This window comes from Acinetobacter sp. 826659 (genome assembly GCF_000588515.1).
GTDB classification, from domain to species: domain Bacteria; phylum Pseudomonadota; class Gammaproteobacteria; order Pseudomonadales; family Moraxellaceae; genus Acinetobacter; species Acinetobacter pittii.
The window spans coordinates 338,005-357,288 of sequence record NZ_JFYD01000004.1 but is presented as its reverse complement, the minus strand read 5'-3'; the positions used below and the strand labels follow the sequence as shown (position 1 = coordinate 357,288).

Here is a 19,284-nt window from a genome sequence, read left to right as displayed (position 1 = left end):
GAAATTTGTATAAATGCGTGTAGAATGTGCTGCATTTTTGATGAAAGGTGAGCCGTATGTCGGGTTCGACGATTACGCCTTGGGTAGTTGGCAACTGGAAAATGAACCCAATGCGTGCCAATGCCAAACAACTTATAGAAGAATTTAAACAACTATTGCAACAAAACCAAATTGCAGATGAAAGCTGTCATGTAGGGGTTGCTCCAGTTTCTATTGCACTTGCAATGGTACAAACACAATTGCAAGATGCTGCAAGAACAGTATATACAGTTGCACAAGATGTATCGCGTGTAGCGGGTACTGGCGCTTATACTGGCGAAGTCAGCGCAGAACTATTAAAAGATAGCCAAATTAATTTTGTACTGGTTGGACATTCTGAGCGTCGCGATATTTTTGGCGATAACGTTGAAATTTTGAAAGCTAAACTCCAAAATGCATTAAATGCGGGCTTGACTGTCATTTATTGTGTTGGTGAAAGCCTTGAACAACGTGAACAAGGTTTGGCAGAACAAGTTGTATTGCAACAAATTTGTGATATTGCTCCTGTAGTAACTGTTGAGCAGTGGCAAAAGCAAATTGTAATTGCTTATGAGCCAATCTGGGCAATTGGGACAGGTAAAACTGCTTCTCCACAAGATGCACAGGCAATGCATGCTAAGATTCGTGAAGGTTTAAGTCAGATTACCTCAGCGGGTTCAGACATTGCGATTTTATATGGCGGTAGTGTAAAAGCTGAAAATGCGGTCGAATTGGCGGCATGTCCAGATATTAATGGTGCGTTGGTAGGCGGTGCTTCTTTAAATGCAGCATCTTTTTATCAAATTGTACAAGCCTTTGCACAAAGTAAATAACGAGGATAGGGTATGCACTCTTTTGTACTGATCGTACATATTATTTTAGCGGTACTGATGATTGCCTTGATTCTAGTGCAACACGGTAAAGGTGCTGATGCCGGTGCTTCTTTCGGCGGTGGCGGAGCAGCAACTGTATTCGGTGCATCAGGTTCAGGTAACTTCCTTACTCGACTTACTGCTATCTTAACAGCGTTGTTTTTTGTGACGAGTTTAACTCTAGCTGTTTTTGCGAAAAAACAGACTACTGATGCATATAGTTTGAAAACTGTACAAACTACAGCGCCAGTTCAAACGACATCGCCTGAAACTTCACCAAATGCACCAAAATCGAGTCAATAATTCGAAATAGGGCTTTCCTTTTGCAGTGGGAAGGACTAGAATGCGTCCCACAAGCTGCGGTGGTGGTGGAATTGGTAGACACGCTACCTTGAGGTGGTAGTGCCTTCGGGCGTGGGGGTTCAAGTCCCCCCTTCCGCACCAACTTTGAACCAGAAAGTTGAGTGCAAGCAGTTTTTTGATGCGGGATGGAGCAGTCTGGTAGCTCGTCGGGCTCATAACCCGAAGGTCGTTGGTTCAAATCCAGCTCCCGCTACCAATTTGATTAAGGTGCAACTTAATCAAGCGAATATTAAATAAGTTTACATTGACTTTTTTCGATATTTGTATATAATTTTTGCACGTTGATGCGGGATGGAGCAGTCTGGTAGCTCGTCGGGCTCATAACCCGAAGGTCGTTGGTTCAAATCCAGCTCCCGCTACCAAGTTTCTTAAAAGAGGCTCACAGACAGGTGGGCCTTTTTGCACAGTGGACTATTGTTTTCTGTGCTAAATAGGGGCGATTAACGCCCTTTTTTATTGGTTATCGTATCGCTATCGTGTAGTGTCGACATCAATTGGTCAAATAGTCATGCTTCACTATAGTAGGTCTGTGTCGGTTAAAACAACCGATTGAATCGCACGAGAATGACGAGAGTAAATGAAATTATCAAATAAATCCCAAGCATTGCATGACTTAATTGTTCCTGCAGTGGAAGCATGTGGTGTCGACCTTTGGGGAATCGAGTTTCTCCCACAAGGTAAACGTTCATTATTGCGTATTTATATCGATAAAGCGGTAAGTGAAGATGCTGAGCCTGTAATTAATGAAGATGGTGAAGTAGAACTAGGCCGTGGTATTGGTGTACAAGATTGTGTGCGTGTAACACAACAAGTTGGCGCAATGTTGGATGTTCATGATCCAATTTCAGGTGAGTATTCATTAGAAGTTTCTTCACCGGGTTGGGACCGTCCATTTTTTCAACTAGAACAGTTACAAGGCTACATCGGACAACAAATTGCTTTGCGTTTAATTGCAGCAGTAGAAAACCGTCGTAAATTTCAAGCAAAACTTATCGCAGTAGACCTTGAAAATGAAGAAATTCAGGTTGAAGTTGATGGGAAGCATGTGCTTGTGATCGACAGCAACAATATCGATAAAGCAAACTTGATCTATCAAGATTAAATTTATTTAAATTTTATAAGAAATCGGTAGGTGACTTATGGGCCGCGAAATTCTTACCGTTGTTGAAACGGTTAGTAATGAAAAAGGTGTTAGTCGTGAAGCGATCTTCGAAGCTTTGGAACAAGCTCTAGTTGCTGCAACGAAGAAAAGATTTTACGAAGGTACGCATGCTGAAGAAGCTCAGCTTCGTGTAGAAATTGATCGTAAAACTGGTGATTACCGTACGTTCCGTCAATGGACTGTTGTGGCAGATGAAGATCATGAAATGCCAGCTTGCCAAGATGCAATTTCTGACGTTGATCCAGCTAAATGGTCAATTGGTGACGTGCGTGAACTCGAAGTAGAGTCTATTGAGTTTGGTCGTATTGCTGCACAAATTGCAAAACAAGTTATTGTACAAAAAATTCGTGAAGCTGAGCGTGCTTTAGTTGCTGATGCATACGAGTCTAAAGTTGGTGAGTTAATTTACGGTGAAGTGAAAAAACAAACCAAAGATGGCTTCATTATCGACTTAGGCGACAACGCAGAAGCTTATCTTGCACGCGAAGAGATGATTCCAAAAGAAATTCTTCGTCCAAAACAACGTGTAAACGCTATTTTATATAATGTTAACCGTGAAGGTCGTGGCGCTCAGTTGTTGTTATCACGCGCTAAGCCTGAAATGTTAATTGCTTTAATGAAAAAAGAAATTCCTGAAATTTCTGAAGAAATTATTGAAATTAAAGCAGCGGCACGTCAACCGGGCGTTCGTGCTAAAATTGCAGTGAAAACAAATGATCACCGTATTGACCCTGTAGGTGCATGTATTGGTATGCGTGGTACGCGTATTCAAGCTGTACAACAAGAGTTAAATGGTGAACGTATTGATGTAGTGGTCTGGTCTGATGATCCGGCTCAATACATTGCTAGTGCATTAGAACCAGCTGATGTTTCAGGCATCGTGCTTGATGAAGATGCAAGAAGTGCCGATATTATTTTTGCAACCAGCGATCAATTAGCTCGTGCGATTGGCTCTCAAGGTCAAAACGTTCGTTTAGCTTCTGATTTAACTGGCTACAAACTCGACATGATGCTTGAAGAAGAGTATCGTGCTCGTCAGCAAAATGAAGCTCAGCAATATCTTGATATGTTTGTATCACGTCTCGATATTGAAGAAGATTTAGCAATGGCATTGGTGGAAATGGGCTTCACTTCTTTAGAAGAGATTGCTTATGTTCCTGCTGAGACTTTTGACGAAATTGAGCTTGATGCTGAATTGGTTGAGTTATTGCAAAGTCGTGCAAAAGAAGCAGCCCTTACTGATGCTTTGAAACAGCAAGAAAATATTCAAGAACCGAGCGCAGACCTTCTCACTATGGAAGGCATGACTTCTGAGATCGCTTACTCGCTTGCCGCTCGCGGTATTATTACTGTCGACGATTTGGCAGATCAAGCTACTGACGATATCTCCGATATTGAAGGACTTGGTCATGAAAAAGCAGGTCAATTGATCATGAAAGCTCGCGAATCATGGTTTAACTAGGAGATGAAATATGACGGACAAGTCGATTAAAGAGTTAGCTCTCAGTGTAGGACGTCCTGTTGAGAAGCTCCTAGAACAGGCTCGTGAAGCAGGGTTGCCTCAACGTACAGCAGACGACATTATTACCACTGAACAACAGGATACTTTGGTCAATCACTTGAAAAAAGTTCATGGTCAGGAAAGTGGTAACACAGGAAAAATTGCGTTGAAACGTAAAACAACCAGTACCGCTAAAGTTGCAAGTACTTCAGGTAAAGCAAAAACGATTAACGTAGAAGTACGTAAAAAACAGGTTTTTGCTAAACCAAACCCTGAACAAATTGCAGCCGAAGCTAAAGCACGTGCAGAAGCAGAAGCGAAAGCACGTGTAGAACAGCAAACGCGTGAAACTGCCGAGCAAAAAGCGCGTCTTCAAACAGAGCAAAAAGCTAAAGCAACTTTAGATGCGATGCGTGCTGCTCATCAACAAGATAGTGCTGCACAGACAGCTCCAAAAGCTGCTGTTGTAGTGAAAAAGCGTGGTGGCGGTACAGTAAAACCTGCGCCAAAACCAGCTGAAACTCCAGAACAGAAAAGAGCTCGTGAAGAGCAGTCAGCTCAGTTAAAAGCAACTGAAGAAGCTGCACGTCGTAAAGCGGCTGAAGAAGCTCAGCAACGTACACTTGAACAAATGCGCAAAATGGCGTCTAAGTATTCAAATGACGATGCTACTACGACAATTCGTGTGATTGATGATTCTCCACTTGCTTCAGGTCTAGTTGGCCAAGCTTATGAAGATTCATTTAAGCAAGAAGACCGTGAAATTAAACGCGGTGGCGCAACCACTAACCCACGTGCTGGGAAGAAAGGTGGCCGTCGTGGTCAAGAAGAGCAAAGCTTTGTTAACCATAACAAACGTGGTTTAAAATCAAGCCAAGCGAATAAACATGGATTTGAAAAGCCAGTTAAAAAGCAAGTTTATGATGTAGAAATCGGTTCAAGCATTGTTGTTGCCGATCTTGCTCAAAAAATGGCGATTAAAGTACGTGAAGTTATCAAAACACTTATGAAAATGGGTGAATTGGTTAATCAAGATCAAGCTATTGATCAAGACACAGCGGCACTTGTTGTAGAAGAAATGGGCCACAACCCTGTTTTAGTTTCTGATACACAAGCGGAAGATAACTTGCTTGAAGCAGCTGAAGAAGCTCGTGGTGAGCAAACAACTCGTCCGCCAGTTGTTACCATTATGGGTCACGTTGACCATGGTAAAACATCATTGCTTGACCGTATCCGTCGTTCGAAAGTAGCGGCTGGGGAAGCAGGGGGTATTACCCAGCATATTGGTGCATATCACGTTGAAACAGACAAAGGAATTATTACATTCCTTGATACACCGGGACATGCGGCATTTACTTCAATGCGTGCACGTGGTGCTAAAGCAACAGATATCGTTGTATTAGTTGTTGCTGCAGATGACGGTGTAATGCCACAAACTGCAGAAGCAATTGACCATGCTCGTGCAGCAGGTACTCCAATTATTGTTGCAATCAACAAAATGGATAAAGAATCTGCTGATCCAGACCGTGTGTTAAATGAATTAACAACGAAACAAATCGTTCCAGAAGAATGGGGTGGTGATGTTCCGATTGCTAAAGTTTCTGCACACAGTGGACAAGGTATTGATGAACTCCTTGATTTAATTCTTATTCAATCAGAATTGATGGAATTAAAAGCATCTGCTGAAGGTGCTGCGCAAGGTGTTGTTATTGAAGCACGTGTTGATAAAGGCCGTGGTGCAGTAACTTCGATTCTTGTTCAAAACGGTACATTAAACATTGGTGACCTTGTTCTTGCAGGTTCATCTTATGGTCGTGTCCGTGCAATGTCTGATGAAAACGGTAAGCCGATTAAATCAGCAGGACCATCTATTCCAGTAGAAATTCTGGGTCTTCCAGATGCTCCAATGGCAGGTGATGAAGTTCTTGTTGTAAATGACGAGAAGAAAGCGCGTGAAGTTGCCGATGCTCGTGCTGACCGTGAGCGTCAAAAACGTATTGATCGTCAAAGTGCTATGCGCCTTGAAAATATCATGTCGTCAATGGGCAAAAAAGATGTTCCTACAGTGAACGTTGTTTTGAAAACAGACGTACGTGGTACTTTAGAAGCATTGAATGCTGCTCTACATGAATTATCTACTGACGAAGTAAAAGTTCGTGTAATTAGCTCAGGTGTTGGTGCGATTACTGAGTCTGATGTAATTCTTGCTGAATCTTCAGAAGCTGTATTGTTAGGCTTTAACGTCCGTGCCGATACGACTGCTCGTCAACGAAGTGACCAAGACGGTATTGATATTCGTTACTACAGCATCATCTATGAATTAATTGATGATGTGAAAGATGCCATGAGCGGTAAACTTGCTCCTGAACATCGTGAAACAATCTTGGGTGTTGCGGAAGTACGTGAAGTATTCCACTCAAGTAAGTTTGGTGCAGCAGCAGGCTGTATGGTACTTGAAGGCACATTACATCGTAATAAACCGATTCGCGTATTACGTGATGATGTTGTAATTTTCCAAGGTGAGCTTGAATCTCTTCGTCGTTATAAAGACGTTGTTGATGAAGTTCGTGCTGGTATGGAATGTGGCCTTGCGGTGAAAGGTTATAAAGACATCAAACCACAAGATAAGATCGAAGTGTATGATGTTCAATTGATTAAACGGAGTCTTTAATGGCGGGTAGCCAACGCTTAAAGCGCATGGCGGATTCAGTACAACGTGAGTTGTCTGAGCTGATCCGTCAAGAGCTTAAAGATCCTCGCTTAGGTGGTCTAGTGACCATCTCTGCGGTGAAAGTCAGTGCGGATATGGGTTATGCTGAAGTTTATGTCACCGTTATGGGGCGTGAACTTGGCGATGAGCAAAGTGAAGCAGCAAATAAAGAAACTTTAGATGTATTAAATAAAGCTTCTGGTTTCTTGCGTCATGAATTGAGCCGTCGCATTAAGACTCGTATTACGCCTCGCTTACGTTTCCATTACGATAAGACGAATGCATATGGTAACTATATGTTTGGTCTAATCGAAAAAGCGGTACAAGATTTACCAGAACGTAAGTCAGATGACCAAGAGTAATTAAAACTCAAAATAAAAAAAGCCACCTTCGGGTGGCTTTTTTATTGATTCAATTTTTTATTCTTTAGGAGGTTCCATTGGCGGTTTGTTTTGTGAAAAGCGTTGACCAATTTTGTAACGGTCCCAAGGTAGAGGACGTTCAATGGCTTCAGGTACTTCACCACTCAGTGAGCGTAAACGTAAATGTAGGGCAGCTTGAGCAATCAAATTAGCCGAAACAGGCGCGGTAATGAAAGCTAAAAGGGTAATGAGTAGCTCAGCAAAACCGAACCGCCCTTGGAAAGCAAAAAAGATCATGGAAGCGATCAGAAAGCTTCCTAAGCCGAGCGTACTCGACTTAGTTGGCGCATGTAAGCGCATGAATAAGTCGGGTAAACGGACCATACCGATTGAGCCAACTAACATGAAGAAAGCACCAAAAACCAGAAAGACCGAAACAATAATTTCCATTGTAAATTGCATTTTGACCTCTCCTTAATCGATAACATGACCAGTTGTGAAGTAACGTGCTAAGGCAGCTGTAGATACGAAACCTAGCATTGCAACCAGCAGTGCTCCTTCGAATAGAGAAGTCGTTATCCAATATATGCCTAACACAACAATCAGGCATGTTGCATTGAGGAAAAGCGTATCGAGCGCTAAAAGGCGGTCTACAATTGAAGGCCCCATAACTAGTCTGAAAAGGCAAAGTAGCATCGAGATTGTAATGGCAATCAAGCTAATACCTAGAGCATAGGGTAGGATTGTCATGCACTTGCCTCCGTTTTACTTTTCACATCAAAAATTTCCATAAGAGGAATTTCATAACGTTCTTTGATGTCTTGAATATCAGATTCGGTATTATCCGTGCTTAAAGCGTGAACTAGAATATCCCCGCGTTCCTGATCGATACCCGCAGAAACCGTACCTGGGGTTGTGGTAATGATCATTGCCAGTAAGGTGTTAACCTGCTCATGTTCTGTCTCTAAAGGTACGCGATACCATTTAGGGTGTAATTTTTTAGTAGGCCCCAAAACAAGTTTTGCGACCTTAAAGTTGGAAATAATAATATCCCAAAGAACCACAAAACATAGTTTAATCGCAGGTTTCCAGTGAATATGCGGTGTGCGGGTAATAAACGGTTTGACTAAACGAGGGATGATTAAGCCCAAAAGCATCGCAGTCAAAAGATCACTCGCATCAAGACTATGCGCCAGCATCAACCAAAATAAAACGATGAGAACCGAAACAAATGGATGTGGAAACCAGCGTTCAAGCAAATGAGTTAACTGCATTGTTATGGCTCCATAGGTTTCAATTGACTTTCATCAACAATGGTAGGCGTTTGGAGTTTTTCCTGTTGCTGAATTTGTCGTTGTTTATATTCAGAAATATGTTCACCATTGAACGTATCTTTCGAAATAACATCTGGAACAAGATAAGCATTATGATCTTCAACTTCACCGCCGTACTTGGTTTCCGGTAAGTAAGCTGGGTCATATGGTTGCACACTGATGACTTCACCGTTTTGATCTACTTTAAGAATAGAGTGTTGGTAAAGTGCATGGTCTTGGATCTGTTGTGCGGTGCTTAATGTGTAATGCTGAATTGGTGCAGCAAAGACAACATAAGCGATTAAACCAGCCAGTAATAGATAGATAACTTGATCATTACGTGGTGGTGCGCGTTCCGGCAAAGCACGATAAAGAATATAAGCTGGATGGATTGGATCTTCTTCTGGAGGAGATGCGCGCCAAAATAAGATAAAACCAACACGTGTGAGTGCAATAATACTTAATAGGCTCACAACAAGCACAACACCAATAATCCAGCCTTGATAGCTAGCTTCAACTGTCGCTTGTAAAATGAATACTTTTCCAAGAAAACCACTAAAAGGTGGTAATCCAGCCATCATCATCGCAATCAAGAAATAAGTCAGCATAGCTGCTTTTTCTTGTTTGATTCTTGGGGCAACTTTTAAATGATCTTTAAAATCTCCACGTTGTGAAGTGATCCATCCACAGAATAGATAAAAAGCTGCGCCAATTAAGGTACTGTGCACTAAATAATATAAAGCACCAGACCATGCCTGCGTATTAGACATGGCAATTGCTGTAAGCAAGGTACCAATTGAAGAAAGGACCATAAAGCCGACAAATCGACGTAAACGATCTGCTCCAATTGCTGCAATCACCCCATAAAGAGAAGTAATTAAGCCAATAGGCAATAACCAGCTTTTTAAGATTTCTTGACTAAGCGCATCGTCAAATACTGTTCCATTTACACGTAAAATAGAATAGATCCCGACTTTAGTCATGATAGTGAAAATTGCAGCTACAGGCGTACTTGCAACAGCATAGGTTTTTGGTAGCCAAAAACCGACAGGAAGCATTGCTGCTTTAATACCGAAAACGACAAAGAGAAGTAACGAACCAGCGACTGCTAATTTGTGTTGATCTGCTTCAAGTGTCGGTATAAGACGTGAGACATCCGCCATGTTGAGGCTACCCACACTGCCATAAATCATACCAAGCCCAATTAAGAAAAGGGCAGAGGCTAAAAGATTGATAATGACATAGTGAACGCCAAGCTGAAAACGAGGTTTGCCTTGTCCATGTAAGAGCAACACATACGAAGCCATCAACAGGATTTCAAAAAAGACGAAAAGGTTAAATAAGTCGCCTGTTAGAAATGCTCCACAAATCCCCATTAATAGAAAATGTACCATGGCATGGAAATAGCGGCCACGGGTGTCCCAGTTATCACTTGCATACCATAAAACTGGTACTGCTAATGCATAAGTCAGTGCCAGCATAAAAGCAGAAAGACGATCGAGTACAAGCACAATACCAAATGGCGCTGACCATTCGCTTAATTGGTAAACAGTAATTTGCCCCGTGCTGGCGTAACTAAGATAAACAATAGCGGTAATTAATCCGGCAATTGCTGAGATAAGGCTAATGCCACGACGCCAAGGTTGGCGCCAGTCATCTTTTAAAGCACCTGCCCCAGGGTTGCCTAACAGTAATAAAATAAAAGCAGTAAATGCTGGGATGAGAATGCTAAAAATAGGCGTGTGTTGTTGCCAAAAAGATAAAAAATCAAACATTACGGCTCATCCTCACGTGGGTCGTATGTTGGGGAAGCATCTTCTTTAGCATCAACATGATCACTACCTGATTCATAACGGCTACGTAGCGCAAGTTGTACAATAAACGCTGTAGTTGCAAAACCGATCACGATGGCGGTTAACACCAATGCTTGAGGAAGTGGATCGGTTATTTTTGTGGTTTCAGTTAAAATTGCTGGTGAGCTGATTTGTAATCGACCCATAGCAAATAAAAATAGGTTTACTGCATAACCGATTACAGCCAATCCGAGCACAACAGGGAAAGTACGAGCACGTAAAATCAGATAAATACCTGTGGCAACAAGTAAACCAATAGCAGAAGCCAGTAAGAATTCTAAACTGATCATGATGATTCCTCCCGATGTGGTACAGGACCGGACATACTCGAATGACGAGAGTCGCCTAATACAGAGATGAGCAACATTGTCGCGCCTACAACGGTGATATAAACACCCAAGTCAAAACTTGCAGCTGAAGCTAGATGTAGTTTTCCTAGAATTGGTAATTCAACATAGACATGAGCACTCGTGAGGAACGGACGTAACCAGAACCATGCTGCTATACCAGTCAGACCTGCAATCGTTAATCCTGTGCCAATCCAGACTTCGTAAAGGCGGCCAGACTTCGCTTTTAACAGCTGTTCTGCTTGATCTTGACCTAGTGCAATATATTGAATGATTAGCGCCATTGAGGTGATTAGACCTGCAATGAAGCCACCACCTGGATAGTTATGTCCTCGCAAAAAGATATAAACACTGACGACAAGCGCTAGAGGTAGTACCCAAGAGGCCGTAATACGGAACATAAGCGGAGATGGATTGAAACGATAGGTGAGACCTTGCGTCATGGTGGTGCCATGTACACGCATACCATCCATTAAACATAGTGCACCAATCGCAGCGATTCCTAATACCGTAATTTCACCGAAGGTATCGAAGCCACGGAAGTCAACTAAAATGACATTTACAATATTTGAGCCACCCCCAAGTGGTAAAGACTGTTGGGCAAAGAACCAAGAAATTGAATTATGATCACGGGTTAAAATGAGCCAAGTAATCCAGCCAATTCCTAAACCTCCAATAATTGCTAAGGCAGCATCTCTCAAACGTCTAGAACGACGAGATTCATACGGTGTGAGCTGTGGAAGTAACGATAAGCTCATTAATAAAAGAACAGTCGTTACCACGTCTACTGTAATTTGAGTCAGCGCTAAATCTGGTGCTGACATGGTGACGAAGACCATCGTTACCACTAGACCAATTGCACCACTAATAAGCACTGCTTTAATACGCTCATGATGGAACCAGAGCATCATCCAACAGCCTGAGAATAACGTCAGCCAAAGAACTACAGCAATCCATGGAGCATGGGTGAGTTCGCGTGTACCTGTACTCAGCCCTTGATTGAGTAAAGGCATAGTGACCATGATGACGCTAAAAGCAATGATCCAGAACAAATAACTTTGCAATGAACCATTTTCAGTTTTTTGTTTGATTTTTCGGCTTGTAAGCAGCAGATGTTTTAAAAATAAATCAAATAAGATGCGGCCTTGTAATTTGCCTAGACGTGGGTCAAGGTCAATTTTACGAATCATGCCGTCTTTTGCTAAGGCAAAGTAGAACAGCGTACCGCCAATCAAAGCAATAATACTCATCACAAGAGGAGCGTTGAAACCATGCCAAATTGCAAGGTGTGTACCCGCAAATTCCGGTTGCATCAAGCTTGCTCTAGTTACGCTATTGACCAGTGGTTCTACCAATAACGAAGGCAGAACGCCGACCAAGATACAAAGCACAGCAAGAAGAATGGCTGGAGCACGCATCCCCATTGGTGGTTCATGTGCATCTTTATTTGGAACTTGTTTACCAATTGGACCATCAAAGAACACACCATGCACTAAGCGAATTGAATAACTTACTGCGAAGATACCAGCCAGAGTTGCAATGATGCTGGCAAAGATAACTGTTGAGCCTGAAAGATTCGCCAATAGCTCGGTAAAGAACATCTCTTTTGAAATAAAGCCGTTGGTAAGTGGTACACCTGCCATAGAGGCAGCGGTGATCATGGTGAGTGTGGCAGTAAAAGGAAGTAATTGCCAAATACCACTGAGTTTTCGAAGATCACGTGTGCCAGTTTCATGATCAATAATCCCTGCAAGCATAAACAGCGCTGCTTTAAATGTTGCATGGTTAATAATATGGAAAATAGCAGCGGCAACCGCTAAAGGAGAACCGATCCCGAGTAAACAAACAATAAGTCCTAAATGACTAATGGTTGAATAGGCTAACAGTCCTTTTAAATCTTCTTTGAAAATGGCAAAACACGCTGCCATACAGAGCGTAAATAGGCCGACAAACGTAACGATATTGTGATAGATCGCAGCGCCTATAAAGATTGGAAGTAAGCGGGCAAGTAGAAAAATCCCGGCTTTTACCATGGTCGCAGAGTGCAGGTAAGCGGACACTGGTGTGGGTGCCGCCATTGCGTTAGGTAACCAAAAATGAAATGGAAACTGAGCACTCTTTGTAAATGCGCCAAGCAAAATAAGCAATAACATTGGAATAAAAAGAGCGTGGGCTTGGATCGCATCTTTCATGCCCATGATTTCGCTAATTTCATAGGTCCCAGTGATTTGTCCTAATAGAACAAATCCACCTAGCATTGCTAAACCACCCATCCCTGTAATAGTGAGCGCCATCCGAGAGCCACGTTGAGCAGCTTCATAATGGCTCCAATAACCCACTAACAAGAAAGATGAAATACTGGTGAGCTCCCAAAAGACTAATAAAATAATAAGATTATTAGAGAGCGAAATACCCAGCATTGCTGCCATAAATAGCATGAGTAGAGTATAGAGTTTACTTAATGAATTTTTAGGGCCTAAATAATAATAGGCGTATATATAAATGAGTGTACCGATACCGGTAATAAGAAGAGAAAATAATAAACCAAGAGCATCAAGTCTAAAGCTCAGATTGATCCCTAATTGAGGTAACCAATCCCAGCTTTGTTGAATGCTTGCACCACCAAGCACAGTTTTAGCTTGAGTCAGTAATAAACCAAAACTGGTTAAACTGACTCCAATTGCCCCTAAAGCCGTTACTCCACGCGAGAACCGTTGAAGCAATGAAACAAGGGTGGTGCCTAATATTAACGGTAATAAGATAATTATCGGTAGCACACTCGTATCCATATGTGATTTAGGTCGAAACCTAAAGGTGAAATTTTAATTTCAGAATAGATAGGAATTCAAAGAGAGTTCCAAAGCTTATTATTCCGAAAACCCAACCAAATTAGAAAATAAAGCGAGAAACAAGTTGTATTGCGCAACTTGAAGAATAAAAACGCAAAATGAAATTTATTGTACACTAAAAAAGCATTGAAAATCTGATGTTATTACATGTAGTAACAACATCTAGTTATTTTAGTGCCTAAAAAACCGTACTCCACCATATATTTTGTGAGTATGATTTTTTGATTATAAAACTCAAACCGAAGGGCTTTCTTCCGGTGCGTCTCCCGCATGAATCATCCTTAATAATTCATTTTTTTGTTGTTCAGTTAAACCCTGAATCTGCTGAAATAAAACCTCAATCTGTGCTGGTGTTGGCGTTGGATCTATTAAACTCAGAGGCTGTGCTTCTATAGATGGTGTTAATGGCTCGCTTCTTTGAAGTAAGGGATAGATATGTTCAAGCTGTTGCTTGGTCGTATTTAGGTCAAGATGGCTAATTCTACCAGACTCTAATTTTAGACATTGATAGGTCGAGGCATGTTCAAGTAGCTCTTCACGGCTTCCTGTTGCAATAATTTGTAGGCGTGGGAATGCTTGATGAAGCCGATTTAAGATCTCGGAGCAATGCGTTGAGTCGAGCTGTGCATCAATCTGGTCAATGAGTAAAACGCCATCCCCCTCAAGACAAGGGTTTAAACTTAAAGGATTGAGTAAACAGAGTCGGCGTGCTATATCACCTACTAAAGCAATCCAGGTTTTTGTTGTATTTGAAAGCTGCTGAAAAGGTAAGGTTTGATCTTCATAGTCGACCATGAGTTGCAGTCGAGGCTGATATTGTAAATAGAGGTCTTTAAGCTCAGGCAAAACTATATTCAATGCATTCTTGAGGGCGTATAGATTGGGTGAAGTGAGCTGTTTAGGTTGCCCTGATAACTCTTTTTGAAGCTCATTTAATAATTCTGTTTGATCTTGTTGATCTGATTGTTTCGATCTAATCCGTTGTACAAGATATGCAGCTTGAGCATTTTCGATATCACTGATTTCTCGTAACCATTCAAAAAAGCGTGTAAAAGTTGTAAACGGTAGTGGACTAATGTCATAGGCTGAAATGGCTTGAGTAATGCCGGGTAAATTTTTATTAAGCAGATTAATATCATTTACAAATCGCTCGGCTGGGTAGTAAGCGATTAAGGGAAGCCCCTGTAATGGATCTTTTTTTATGACTTGTTGATATAGAGCCATGGTTTGGTCAAGTTGCTGAGTTTCAACTTGGCTCACTCCAATCCCACTTGCATTTAAGGTTTTAAAAAGTTTCCAGCTACATAGTGAAGAGTCTAGCTGCTGAGCAGAGGTACTTTCTGGTAGATGACCAATTTCTGAAGGAACTTGAATAGTCACTTCAATTTTTGATTGTAGACGCGACTGAGTAATGTCTTGATCAGGCATGACAATACCGGGACTACGCAAATCTTTAAGGCGAGCGGGGAACCAAGTTAAAGCATGGTAAGTATGTTTGAGCAACATACTTTTACCAGTTGCCTGTTCACCTAAAATTAAGGTGATTGGCTGTTTTTCATAGTGAAAGTGTATTTTAAGGTCGTGAAACAGAGCAATATGTTTAAATTGGACAGATTCAAGTTTCATAGGCTCACCTAAATATGAGCGCTTCAACCAACCGACTGACGAAGACTTAAAGGCGCCCTTAGTTTTAATTGTTGTATCAGATCATAAAGATGATGGATATTTAGACTTACTTTAGCACGAGTACAGGCAACGTACAGTAGTCTTAATTCTTCATCGGTAATCTTGTGTTCTAACCCATTAATTTTAAATTGATAGTCATCCTCAATATGAACGCGGTTCCATTCTAGTCCTTTCGCTTTATGGGCTGTAGAGATGACATAGTCAGCTTGCTCAAGTGGTGTAATCTTTGCAAGTGCTTTTTTTAGTGGGTCTGTGCCGTGATCATCGACCAGTTTTACTAATGGCTTAATATCACTACCTTCATTAGTTTCACAGTATTCATGGACATCATGCCATGAATTAAACCATGCTAATTCAGGTACATCAGTAACCCGTTTTCCTTGCTTTAAGAGGCTTGCAGCATCTACAAAGCGGTTTAGCTTTTGATGATCAGCTTGCAAACTCACTTTATCACCGTGAACTAAACCTGCTAATAGAAGTTCCATAGCACGAGCATTGGTACGGCACAAAATTGCATCACGCATTTTGGTATGTGGTTTATTTACGACACTTGATTTCTGGTTTGGATTACCAAGCAGAGGAACAGTTTCATTTAATCCGCCCAGCAATGCATTGGCAACTTCGGCAATCGTTTCACCAAAACGAAAAGAAGTGGTGAGGCGAGACTCTGGCAAGGGTAATTGTTGCATCGCATTGATTGCACCACGCCATGCATAAATTTGCTGATGTGCATCACCTACATAGATGACCTGCGTACTTTTTTGGCGAAGTAAAATACCCAGCATTAAAGGGTCGGCATCTTGTGCTTCATCAAATAGTACATAATCGGCTGGGATGTTAGGTTCAGACAAAGCCCAAAGTTTGAGATAAATATCGTGACCAATTCCTGCCTGATGATTTGGGTCGATGGACTCTAACCAACGGCGCTCTACAGCAGGGTAAAGATGAGTTTGTAGCTCGGTAATATCATCCGGATGTAACCAGTTGGGCGCCTGAATATGTCGAGGCGCTGGATATTGAGAACTGGTTGAACAGAAATAGCTGACAGCATTAGCGACAAGGCTTGCGAGGCGACTTGGCATTAAGACGTATTTTTCATAACGTCCACCCATCATGCGTCGTAAAGTAATAGGTTCTAGTCGATATTCTTTTGCGATAAAGCTTGGACTTAAGCGAGGTAAGCGTAATTTATCAGTCACACCTCGTGGCACACTGCGAAACGCGAGTGAGTGAAAAGTCCGGCAGTCTACATTACGATGAAATTTGTTTTGTGCTTCACCAGCAATGGCTTTGTTAAAAGCCAAATACATACCGCGCCGTTCAGGCATGGCATCACTAATCATTTGTAACGTAGTAGTTTTACCTGTACCCGCATAGGCAATCACTTTAAATGATTGCCCAAGACGTCCGTTATCTATGGCAATAGCTTGCTCATAGGTGGCTTTAGGTTTTTCGATATTCGACACTGAGTGATTTTAAACCTTGTTGCGGTTAGCTTTTTCAACTAAACCAGATAAACCCTGACGACGAGCTAATTCGTCAATAATAAGTTGTGGATTAAGATCGAAATAACCCAACATGACAATGCTATGGAACCACAAATCGGCAGTTTCATAAATCAAGTCATTTAAATTGCTTTCTGTATTTTGAGCTGCGTAGTCTTTCGCAGCGATAATAGTTTCTACGCCTTCTTCGCCGACTTTTTCCAGGATTTTATTGATGCCTTTTTTGTAGAGGCTTGCAACATATGAAGTGTCCGCTTCAGCTTGCTTACGCTCTTGCATCAATTGCCCTAAGTGAGCAAGTACATCCACTTGTTCTGTCGTGTGAGCGTGATCGTGGCTTTCAGTTTTGGCTTTATCGCCATAAATTGCAGTAGGGTCCTTTAATTGTGCATCGACAATTTCCCAACCCTGTGGGGTAAGTTTACGGTAGAAACAAGACTCACGACCTGTATGGCAAGCAATACCGCCGTGTTGCTCAACTTGTAATATAATTACATCACCATCGCAGTCCAGACGAATTTCATAAACCGTTTGGAAATGACCTGATTCTTCACCCTTGTGCCAAAGTTTTTGGCGAGAGCGAGAGAAATACACCGCCTGATTTTTTTCTGCTGTGAGCGCAAGTGATTCACGGTTCATCCACGCCACCATCAAAATACGTCCGGTTTGATGATGTTGAGCAATGGCAGGGATAAGACCTTGTTCGTTAAATTTTACTTCATCGAGCCATTGCGTGTTATTCATGAGGAATCACCAAAGAAATATGAACTATAAATTGATTTCAATCAGATGCTAAAAATAGCTTGTATAGTGTACGGCATCAACGTCGCTTTGCGGAAAAATTCTTTGTCCTTTTTGTCTTTGTCAGCGTAATGAATAGGTTGTAACACTTACCAATCTGTATCTTATTCAAATGACTAAGGCGTGAGGATATTTGAAATCTCAATCAAATTTTGATCTGGATCGCGAATATAAACTGAAAGAATAGGATGCATTGCACCAGTACGTTCAACGGGGCCTTCCTCAATTGTAATATTTAATTGATTAAGGTGTGCAACCACTTCTGAAATGGGAGTGTCTGAAATAAAACACAAGTCGGCAGATCCAGGAGTCGGCTGTAATGCCTTCGGTTCAAACTCGTTGCCTTGCTGGTGTAAATTTATTTTTTGATTTCCAAACTTTAGAGCCTTTCTATTACCTTTAAACGTGATGACTTCAAACCCCAATACGGTTTGATAGAAATGACAGGTAGATTCAATATTTGAGACAGTTAAAACAAGATGATCAAGATGGCTAATTTTCATGTGTTAATCACTATTATTTGGTGGGGTTAATAGTCAGACAGAGATTCGCTTTTTAAATTAAAAACACTGTTTTCTTTAGGTAATTGAGCAACCTGATCATAGTCAAGTTGTTGGAATGGACCAGTCTTTAAGCCTGAAATTGTAATTGCCATTTCTTTTCGAAAATAAGGGATTTGATACATCCACGGAAAAACTAAATCTCTTAAACCTCCAGCCCACCAATGATCAGACTGATAAAGTGGTGTTAATAAGCGACTAAGAAATTGATAAAACTGGGTGGATGAACGGCGAAGCTGGTGGTAGTGCTGCCAGAGCAGGGACCAATCAATATTCTGGTTTTTTTGAGCATGTTGCAATGATTGAGAGAAAGCCCAAGCATCCAATAATCCCATATTTGCACCTTGACCTAACTGCGGACTCATCGCATGAGCGGCATCGCCAATCACCCCAATTCGACCTTGACCAAATTGAGTCATAACGACATCACGGTAGTTTGCAGATAACCATTTGGGCTGAGTTTGACTGTTATAGAAAATTTCTTTCAGCCATTCTGCAACTTTGGGCCAACGCTCAGAGACTTCCTTTAACCAAGCTTGTTTAGCCTGCTCATCTTGTAAAAAGCTTTGTAATTTTGAAGTAGGTAAACTCCAAAAAACACTTGAAAGGCGCTGTTGAGGTTCTGTTGGAACTGCTCCTGTAGGGAGAATTCCCATCATAATTTTCGAGCGATCATAAAATTGATGCAGAATTTCAGAATCGAGAACTTGGCACTCAGGCACGATACTCCACGCCGCACCCCAAGGATAGGCTTGGTCAACCTTTACCCATGCTTTGGGGCGTAATTGACTCCGAGCACCATTGGCAATAAGGACGGCATCAAAGCAAGCATCAAACTTTTGGTTTTGATGACTGCCGAATAGCTGAATTTCATCGTTACGTTCTTCAAAACTTTCAACAGAGTGGTTCATACACCAAGTAATTTGGTTTGAATATTCGCTAAGCTTTTGAGTGAGCACATGACATAAAGTAGCTCGGTGTATACCTAGGCCATAAAGATTTGCTGATGCTTCGTGATAGTGACTGTTCACTAAAAGACGCTTGTCTGGAAGTTGGCCCTCTAAGCCTGTGACTCTTGCACCTAATGTTAAGGCGTTTTCGAGCACACCTAAATGTTCAAATATAGCTAAGCCCGCAGGTTGTAGTAATAAACCAGCACCTACCGGAGATAACTCATCAACTTGTTCAAAAATAGTAACGTTATTGCCTTGGCGGGCGAGTAAAATCGCAGTGGCTAAACCTGCAGTGCCGGCACCGATAATGGCAAAATGAGGTGTTTTCATTGTTTGTTCTTTTGAAGCATTTATAGGTTCAATTTAGCAATGAACGAATAGTTGAGCTATAAATTTTTTTTAAAATTAAAGTTTTTCCATAAAAAAATC

General features: G+C 41.5%; 17 protein-coding genes and 3 tRNA genes. 9 read left to right on the top strand and 11 right to left on the bottom strand.

Annotation, left to right across the window (positions count from 1 at the left end):
• Positions 1-56: 56 nt before the first annotated feature.
• The 9 genes from tpiA to J663_RS10715 all read left to right on the top strand — a co-directional run bounded on the left by tpiA (position 57) and on the right by J663_RS10715 (position 6,988).
• Positions 57-851 (top strand): triose-phosphate isomerase, encoded by a 795-nt coding sequence (gene tpiA / locus J663_RS10755; RefSeq protein ID WP_017481951.1) that lies wholly within the window; start codon positions 57-59, stop codon positions 849-851.
• 12 nt (positions 852-863) lie between these two features.
• The gene (gene secG, locus J663_RS10750; RefSeq protein WP_002115012.1) at positions 864-1,193 is read left to right on the top strand and encodes a preprotein translocase subunit SecG; all 330 of its coding nucleotides are present in this window, start codon (positions 864-866) and stop codon (positions 1,191-1,193) included.
• A 56-nt stretch (positions 1,194-1,249) separates the two neighbouring features.
• Positions 1,250-1,334 (top strand) — tRNA-Leu (locus J663_RS10745).
• A gap of 38 nt (positions 1,335-1,372) precedes the next feature.
• Positions 1,373-1,449 (top strand) — tRNA-Met (locus J663_RS10740).
• 89 nt (positions 1,450-1,538) lie between these two features.
• Positions 1,539-1,615, top strand: a tRNA-Met gene (locus tag J663_RS10735).
• Between the two features lie 215 nt (positions 1,616-1,830).
• On the top strand, positions 1,831-2,355 hold the full coding sequence (rimP, locus tag J663_RS10730) for a ribosome maturation factor RimP (protein WP_002114922.1): 525 nt from the start codon (positions 1,831-1,833) through the stop codon (positions 2,353-2,355).
• Positions 2,356-2,392: 37 nt separating this feature from the next.
• Positions 2,393-3,877, top strand: a complete 1,485-nt coding sequence (gene nusA, locus J663_RS10725) for a transcription termination factor NusA (RefSeq protein WP_002115134.1) — start codon at positions 2,393-2,395, stop codon at positions 3,875-3,877.
• 10 nt (positions 3,878-3,887) lie between these two features.
• Positions 3,888-6,587, top strand: coding sequence for a translation initiation factor IF-2 (gene infB / locus J663_RS10720; RefSeq protein WP_002114697.1), 2,700 nt, complete (start codon positions 3,888-3,890; stop codon positions 6,585-6,587).
• Positions 6,587-6,988, top strand: a complete 402-nt coding sequence (locus J663_RS10715) for a ribosome-binding factor A (RefSeq protein WP_002114836.1) — start codon at positions 6,587-6,589, stop codon at positions 6,986-6,988. Before infB ends, J663_RS10715 begins: the two co-directional genes overlap by 1 nt.
• A 57-nt stretch (positions 6,989-7,045) precedes the next feature.
• Here J663_RS10715 and J663_RS10710 read toward each other — a convergent pair whose 3' ends face one another.
• The 11 genes from J663_RS10710 to J663_RS10660 all read right to left on the bottom strand — a co-directional run bounded on the left by J663_RS10710 (position 7,046) and on the right by J663_RS10660 (position 19,185).
• Complete coding sequence (locus J663_RS10710; protein WP_005065884.1) at positions 7,046-7,450, bottom strand: Na+/H+ antiporter subunit G; 405 nt, start codon at positions 7,448-7,450, stop codon at positions 7,046-7,048.
• 12 nt (positions 7,451-7,462) lie between these two features.
• Complete coding sequence (locus J663_RS10705) at positions 7,463-7,738, bottom strand: monovalent cation/H+ antiporter subunit F (protein ID WP_033849611.1); 276 nt, start codon at positions 7,736-7,738, stop codon at positions 7,463-7,465.
• On the bottom strand, positions 7,735-8,262 hold the full coding sequence (locus tag J663_RS10700; RefSeq protein ID WP_033849609.1) for a Na+/H+ antiporter subunit E: 528 nt from the start codon (positions 8,260-8,262) through the stop codon (positions 7,735-7,737). Before J663_RS10700 ends, J663_RS10705 begins: the two co-directional genes overlap by 4 nt.
• 2 nt (positions 8,263-8,264) lie before the next feature.
• Positions 8,265-10,076 (bottom strand): monovalent cation/H+ antiporter subunit D, encoded by a 1,812-nt coding sequence (locus J663_RS10695; RefSeq protein ID WP_033849608.1) that lies wholly within the window; start codon positions 10,074-10,076, stop codon positions 8,265-8,267.
• Positions 10,076-10,444 carry a Na+/H+ antiporter subunit C gene (locus tag J663_RS10690; RefSeq protein ID WP_002115033.1) on the bottom strand — a complete coding sequence of 123 codons (369 nt, stop codon included), beginning with the start codon at positions 10,442-10,444 and terminating at the stop codon, positions 10,076-10,078. Before J663_RS10690 ends, J663_RS10695 begins: the two co-directional genes overlap by 1 nt.
• Positions 10,441-13,290, bottom strand: a complete 2,850-nt coding sequence (locus J663_RS10685; RefSeq protein WP_033849605.1) for a monovalent cation/H+ antiporter subunit A — start codon at positions 13,288-13,290, stop codon at positions 10,441-10,443. Before J663_RS10685 ends, J663_RS10690 begins: the two co-directional genes overlap by 4 nt.
• 294 nt (positions 13,291-13,584) lie before the next feature.
• The gene (locus tag J663_RS10680) at positions 13,585-14,976 is read right to left on the bottom strand and encodes an AAA family ATPase (protein WP_033849603.1); all 1,392 of its coding nucleotides are present in this window, start codon (positions 14,974-14,976) and stop codon (positions 13,585-13,587) included.
• A 23-nt stretch (positions 14,977-14,999) separates the two neighbouring features.
• Entirely contained in the window at positions 15,000-16,502 is a 1,503-nt protein-coding gene (locus J663_RS10675; RefSeq protein WP_033849601.1) for a UvrD-helicase domain-containing protein, read from the bottom strand.
• 9 nt (positions 16,503-16,511) lie between these two features.
• A complete protein-coding gene (hisIE, locus tag J663_RS10670) occupies positions 16,512-17,285 on the bottom strand; it encodes a bifunctional phosphoribosyl-AMP cyclohydrolase/phosphoribosyl-ATP diphosphatase HisIE (protein WP_029423712.1) in 774 nt (257 codons plus the stop codon).
• Between the two features lie 173 nt (positions 17,286-17,458).
• A complete protein-coding gene (locus tag J663_RS10665) occupies positions 17,459-17,845 on the bottom strand; it encodes a VOC family protein (protein WP_033849598.1) in 387 nt (128 codons plus the stop codon).
• Between the two features lie 26 nt (positions 17,846-17,871).
• Positions 17,872-19,185 carry an FAD-dependent oxidoreductase gene (locus J663_RS10660; RefSeq protein ID WP_033849596.1) on the bottom strand — a complete coding sequence of 438 codons (1,314 nt, stop codon included), beginning with the start codon at positions 19,183-19,185 and terminating at the stop codon, positions 17,872-17,874.
• Positions 19,186-19,284 lie beyond the last annotated feature (99 nt).

Coding starts and splice junctions, on each gene's coding strand:
- J663_RS10715 (WP_002114836.1), top strand. CDS start 6,587: ATGGCGGGTAGCCAACGCTTAAAGCGCATGGCGGATTCAGTACAACGT.
- J663_RS10665 (WP_033849598.1), bottom strand. CDS start 17,845: ATGAAAATTAGCCATCTTGATCATCTTGTTTTAACTGTCTCAAATATT.
- J663_RS10685 (WP_033849605.1), bottom strand. CDS start 13,290: ATGGATACGAGTGTGCTACCGATAATTATCTTATTACCGTTAATATTA.
- infB (WP_002114697.1), top strand. CDS start 3,888: ATGACGGACAAGTCGATTAAAGAGTTAGCTCTCAGTGTAGGACGTCCT.
- J663_RS10710 (WP_005065884.1), bottom strand. CDS start 7,450: ATGCAATTTACAATGGAAATTATTGTTTCGGTCTTTCTGGTTTTTGGT.
- J663_RS10690 (WP_002115033.1), bottom strand. CDS start 10,444: ATGATCAGTTTAGAATTCTTACTGGCTTCTGCTATTGGTTTACTTGTT.
- J663_RS10660 (WP_033849596.1), bottom strand. CDS start 19,185: ATGAAAACACCTCATTTTGCCATTATCGGTGCCGGCACTGCAGGTTTA.
- rimP (WP_002114922.1), top strand. CDS start 1,831: ATGAAATTATCAAATAAATCCCAAGCATTGCATGACTTAATTGTTCCT.
- J663_RS10695 (WP_033849608.1), bottom strand. CDS start 10,076: ATGTTTGATTTTTTATCTTTTTGGCAACAACACACGCCTATTTTTAGC.
- secG (WP_002115012.1), top strand. CDS start 864: ATGCACTCTTTTGTACTGATCGTACATATTATTTTAGCGGTACTGATG.
- hisIE (WP_029423712.1), bottom strand. CDS start 17,285: ATGAATAACACGCAATGGCTCGATGAAGTAAAATTTAACGAACAAGGT.
- J663_RS10700 (WP_033849609.1), bottom strand. CDS start 8,262: ATGCAGTTAACTCATTTGCTTGAACGCTGGTTTCCACATCCATTTGTT.
- J663_RS10680 (WP_033849603.1), bottom strand. CDS start 14,976: ATGAAACTTGAATCTGTCCAATTTAAACATATTGCTCTGTTTCACGAC.
- J663_RS10705 (WP_033849611.1), bottom strand. CDS start 7,738: ATGACAATCCTACCCTATGCTCTAGGTATTAGCTTGATTGCCATTACA.
- nusA (WP_002115134.1), top strand. CDS start 2,393: ATGGGCCGCGAAATTCTTACCGTTGTTGAAACGGTTAGTAATGAAAAA.
- tpiA (WP_017481951.1), top strand. CDS start 57: ATGTCGGGTTCGACGATTACGCCTTGGGTAGTTGGCAACTGGAAAATG.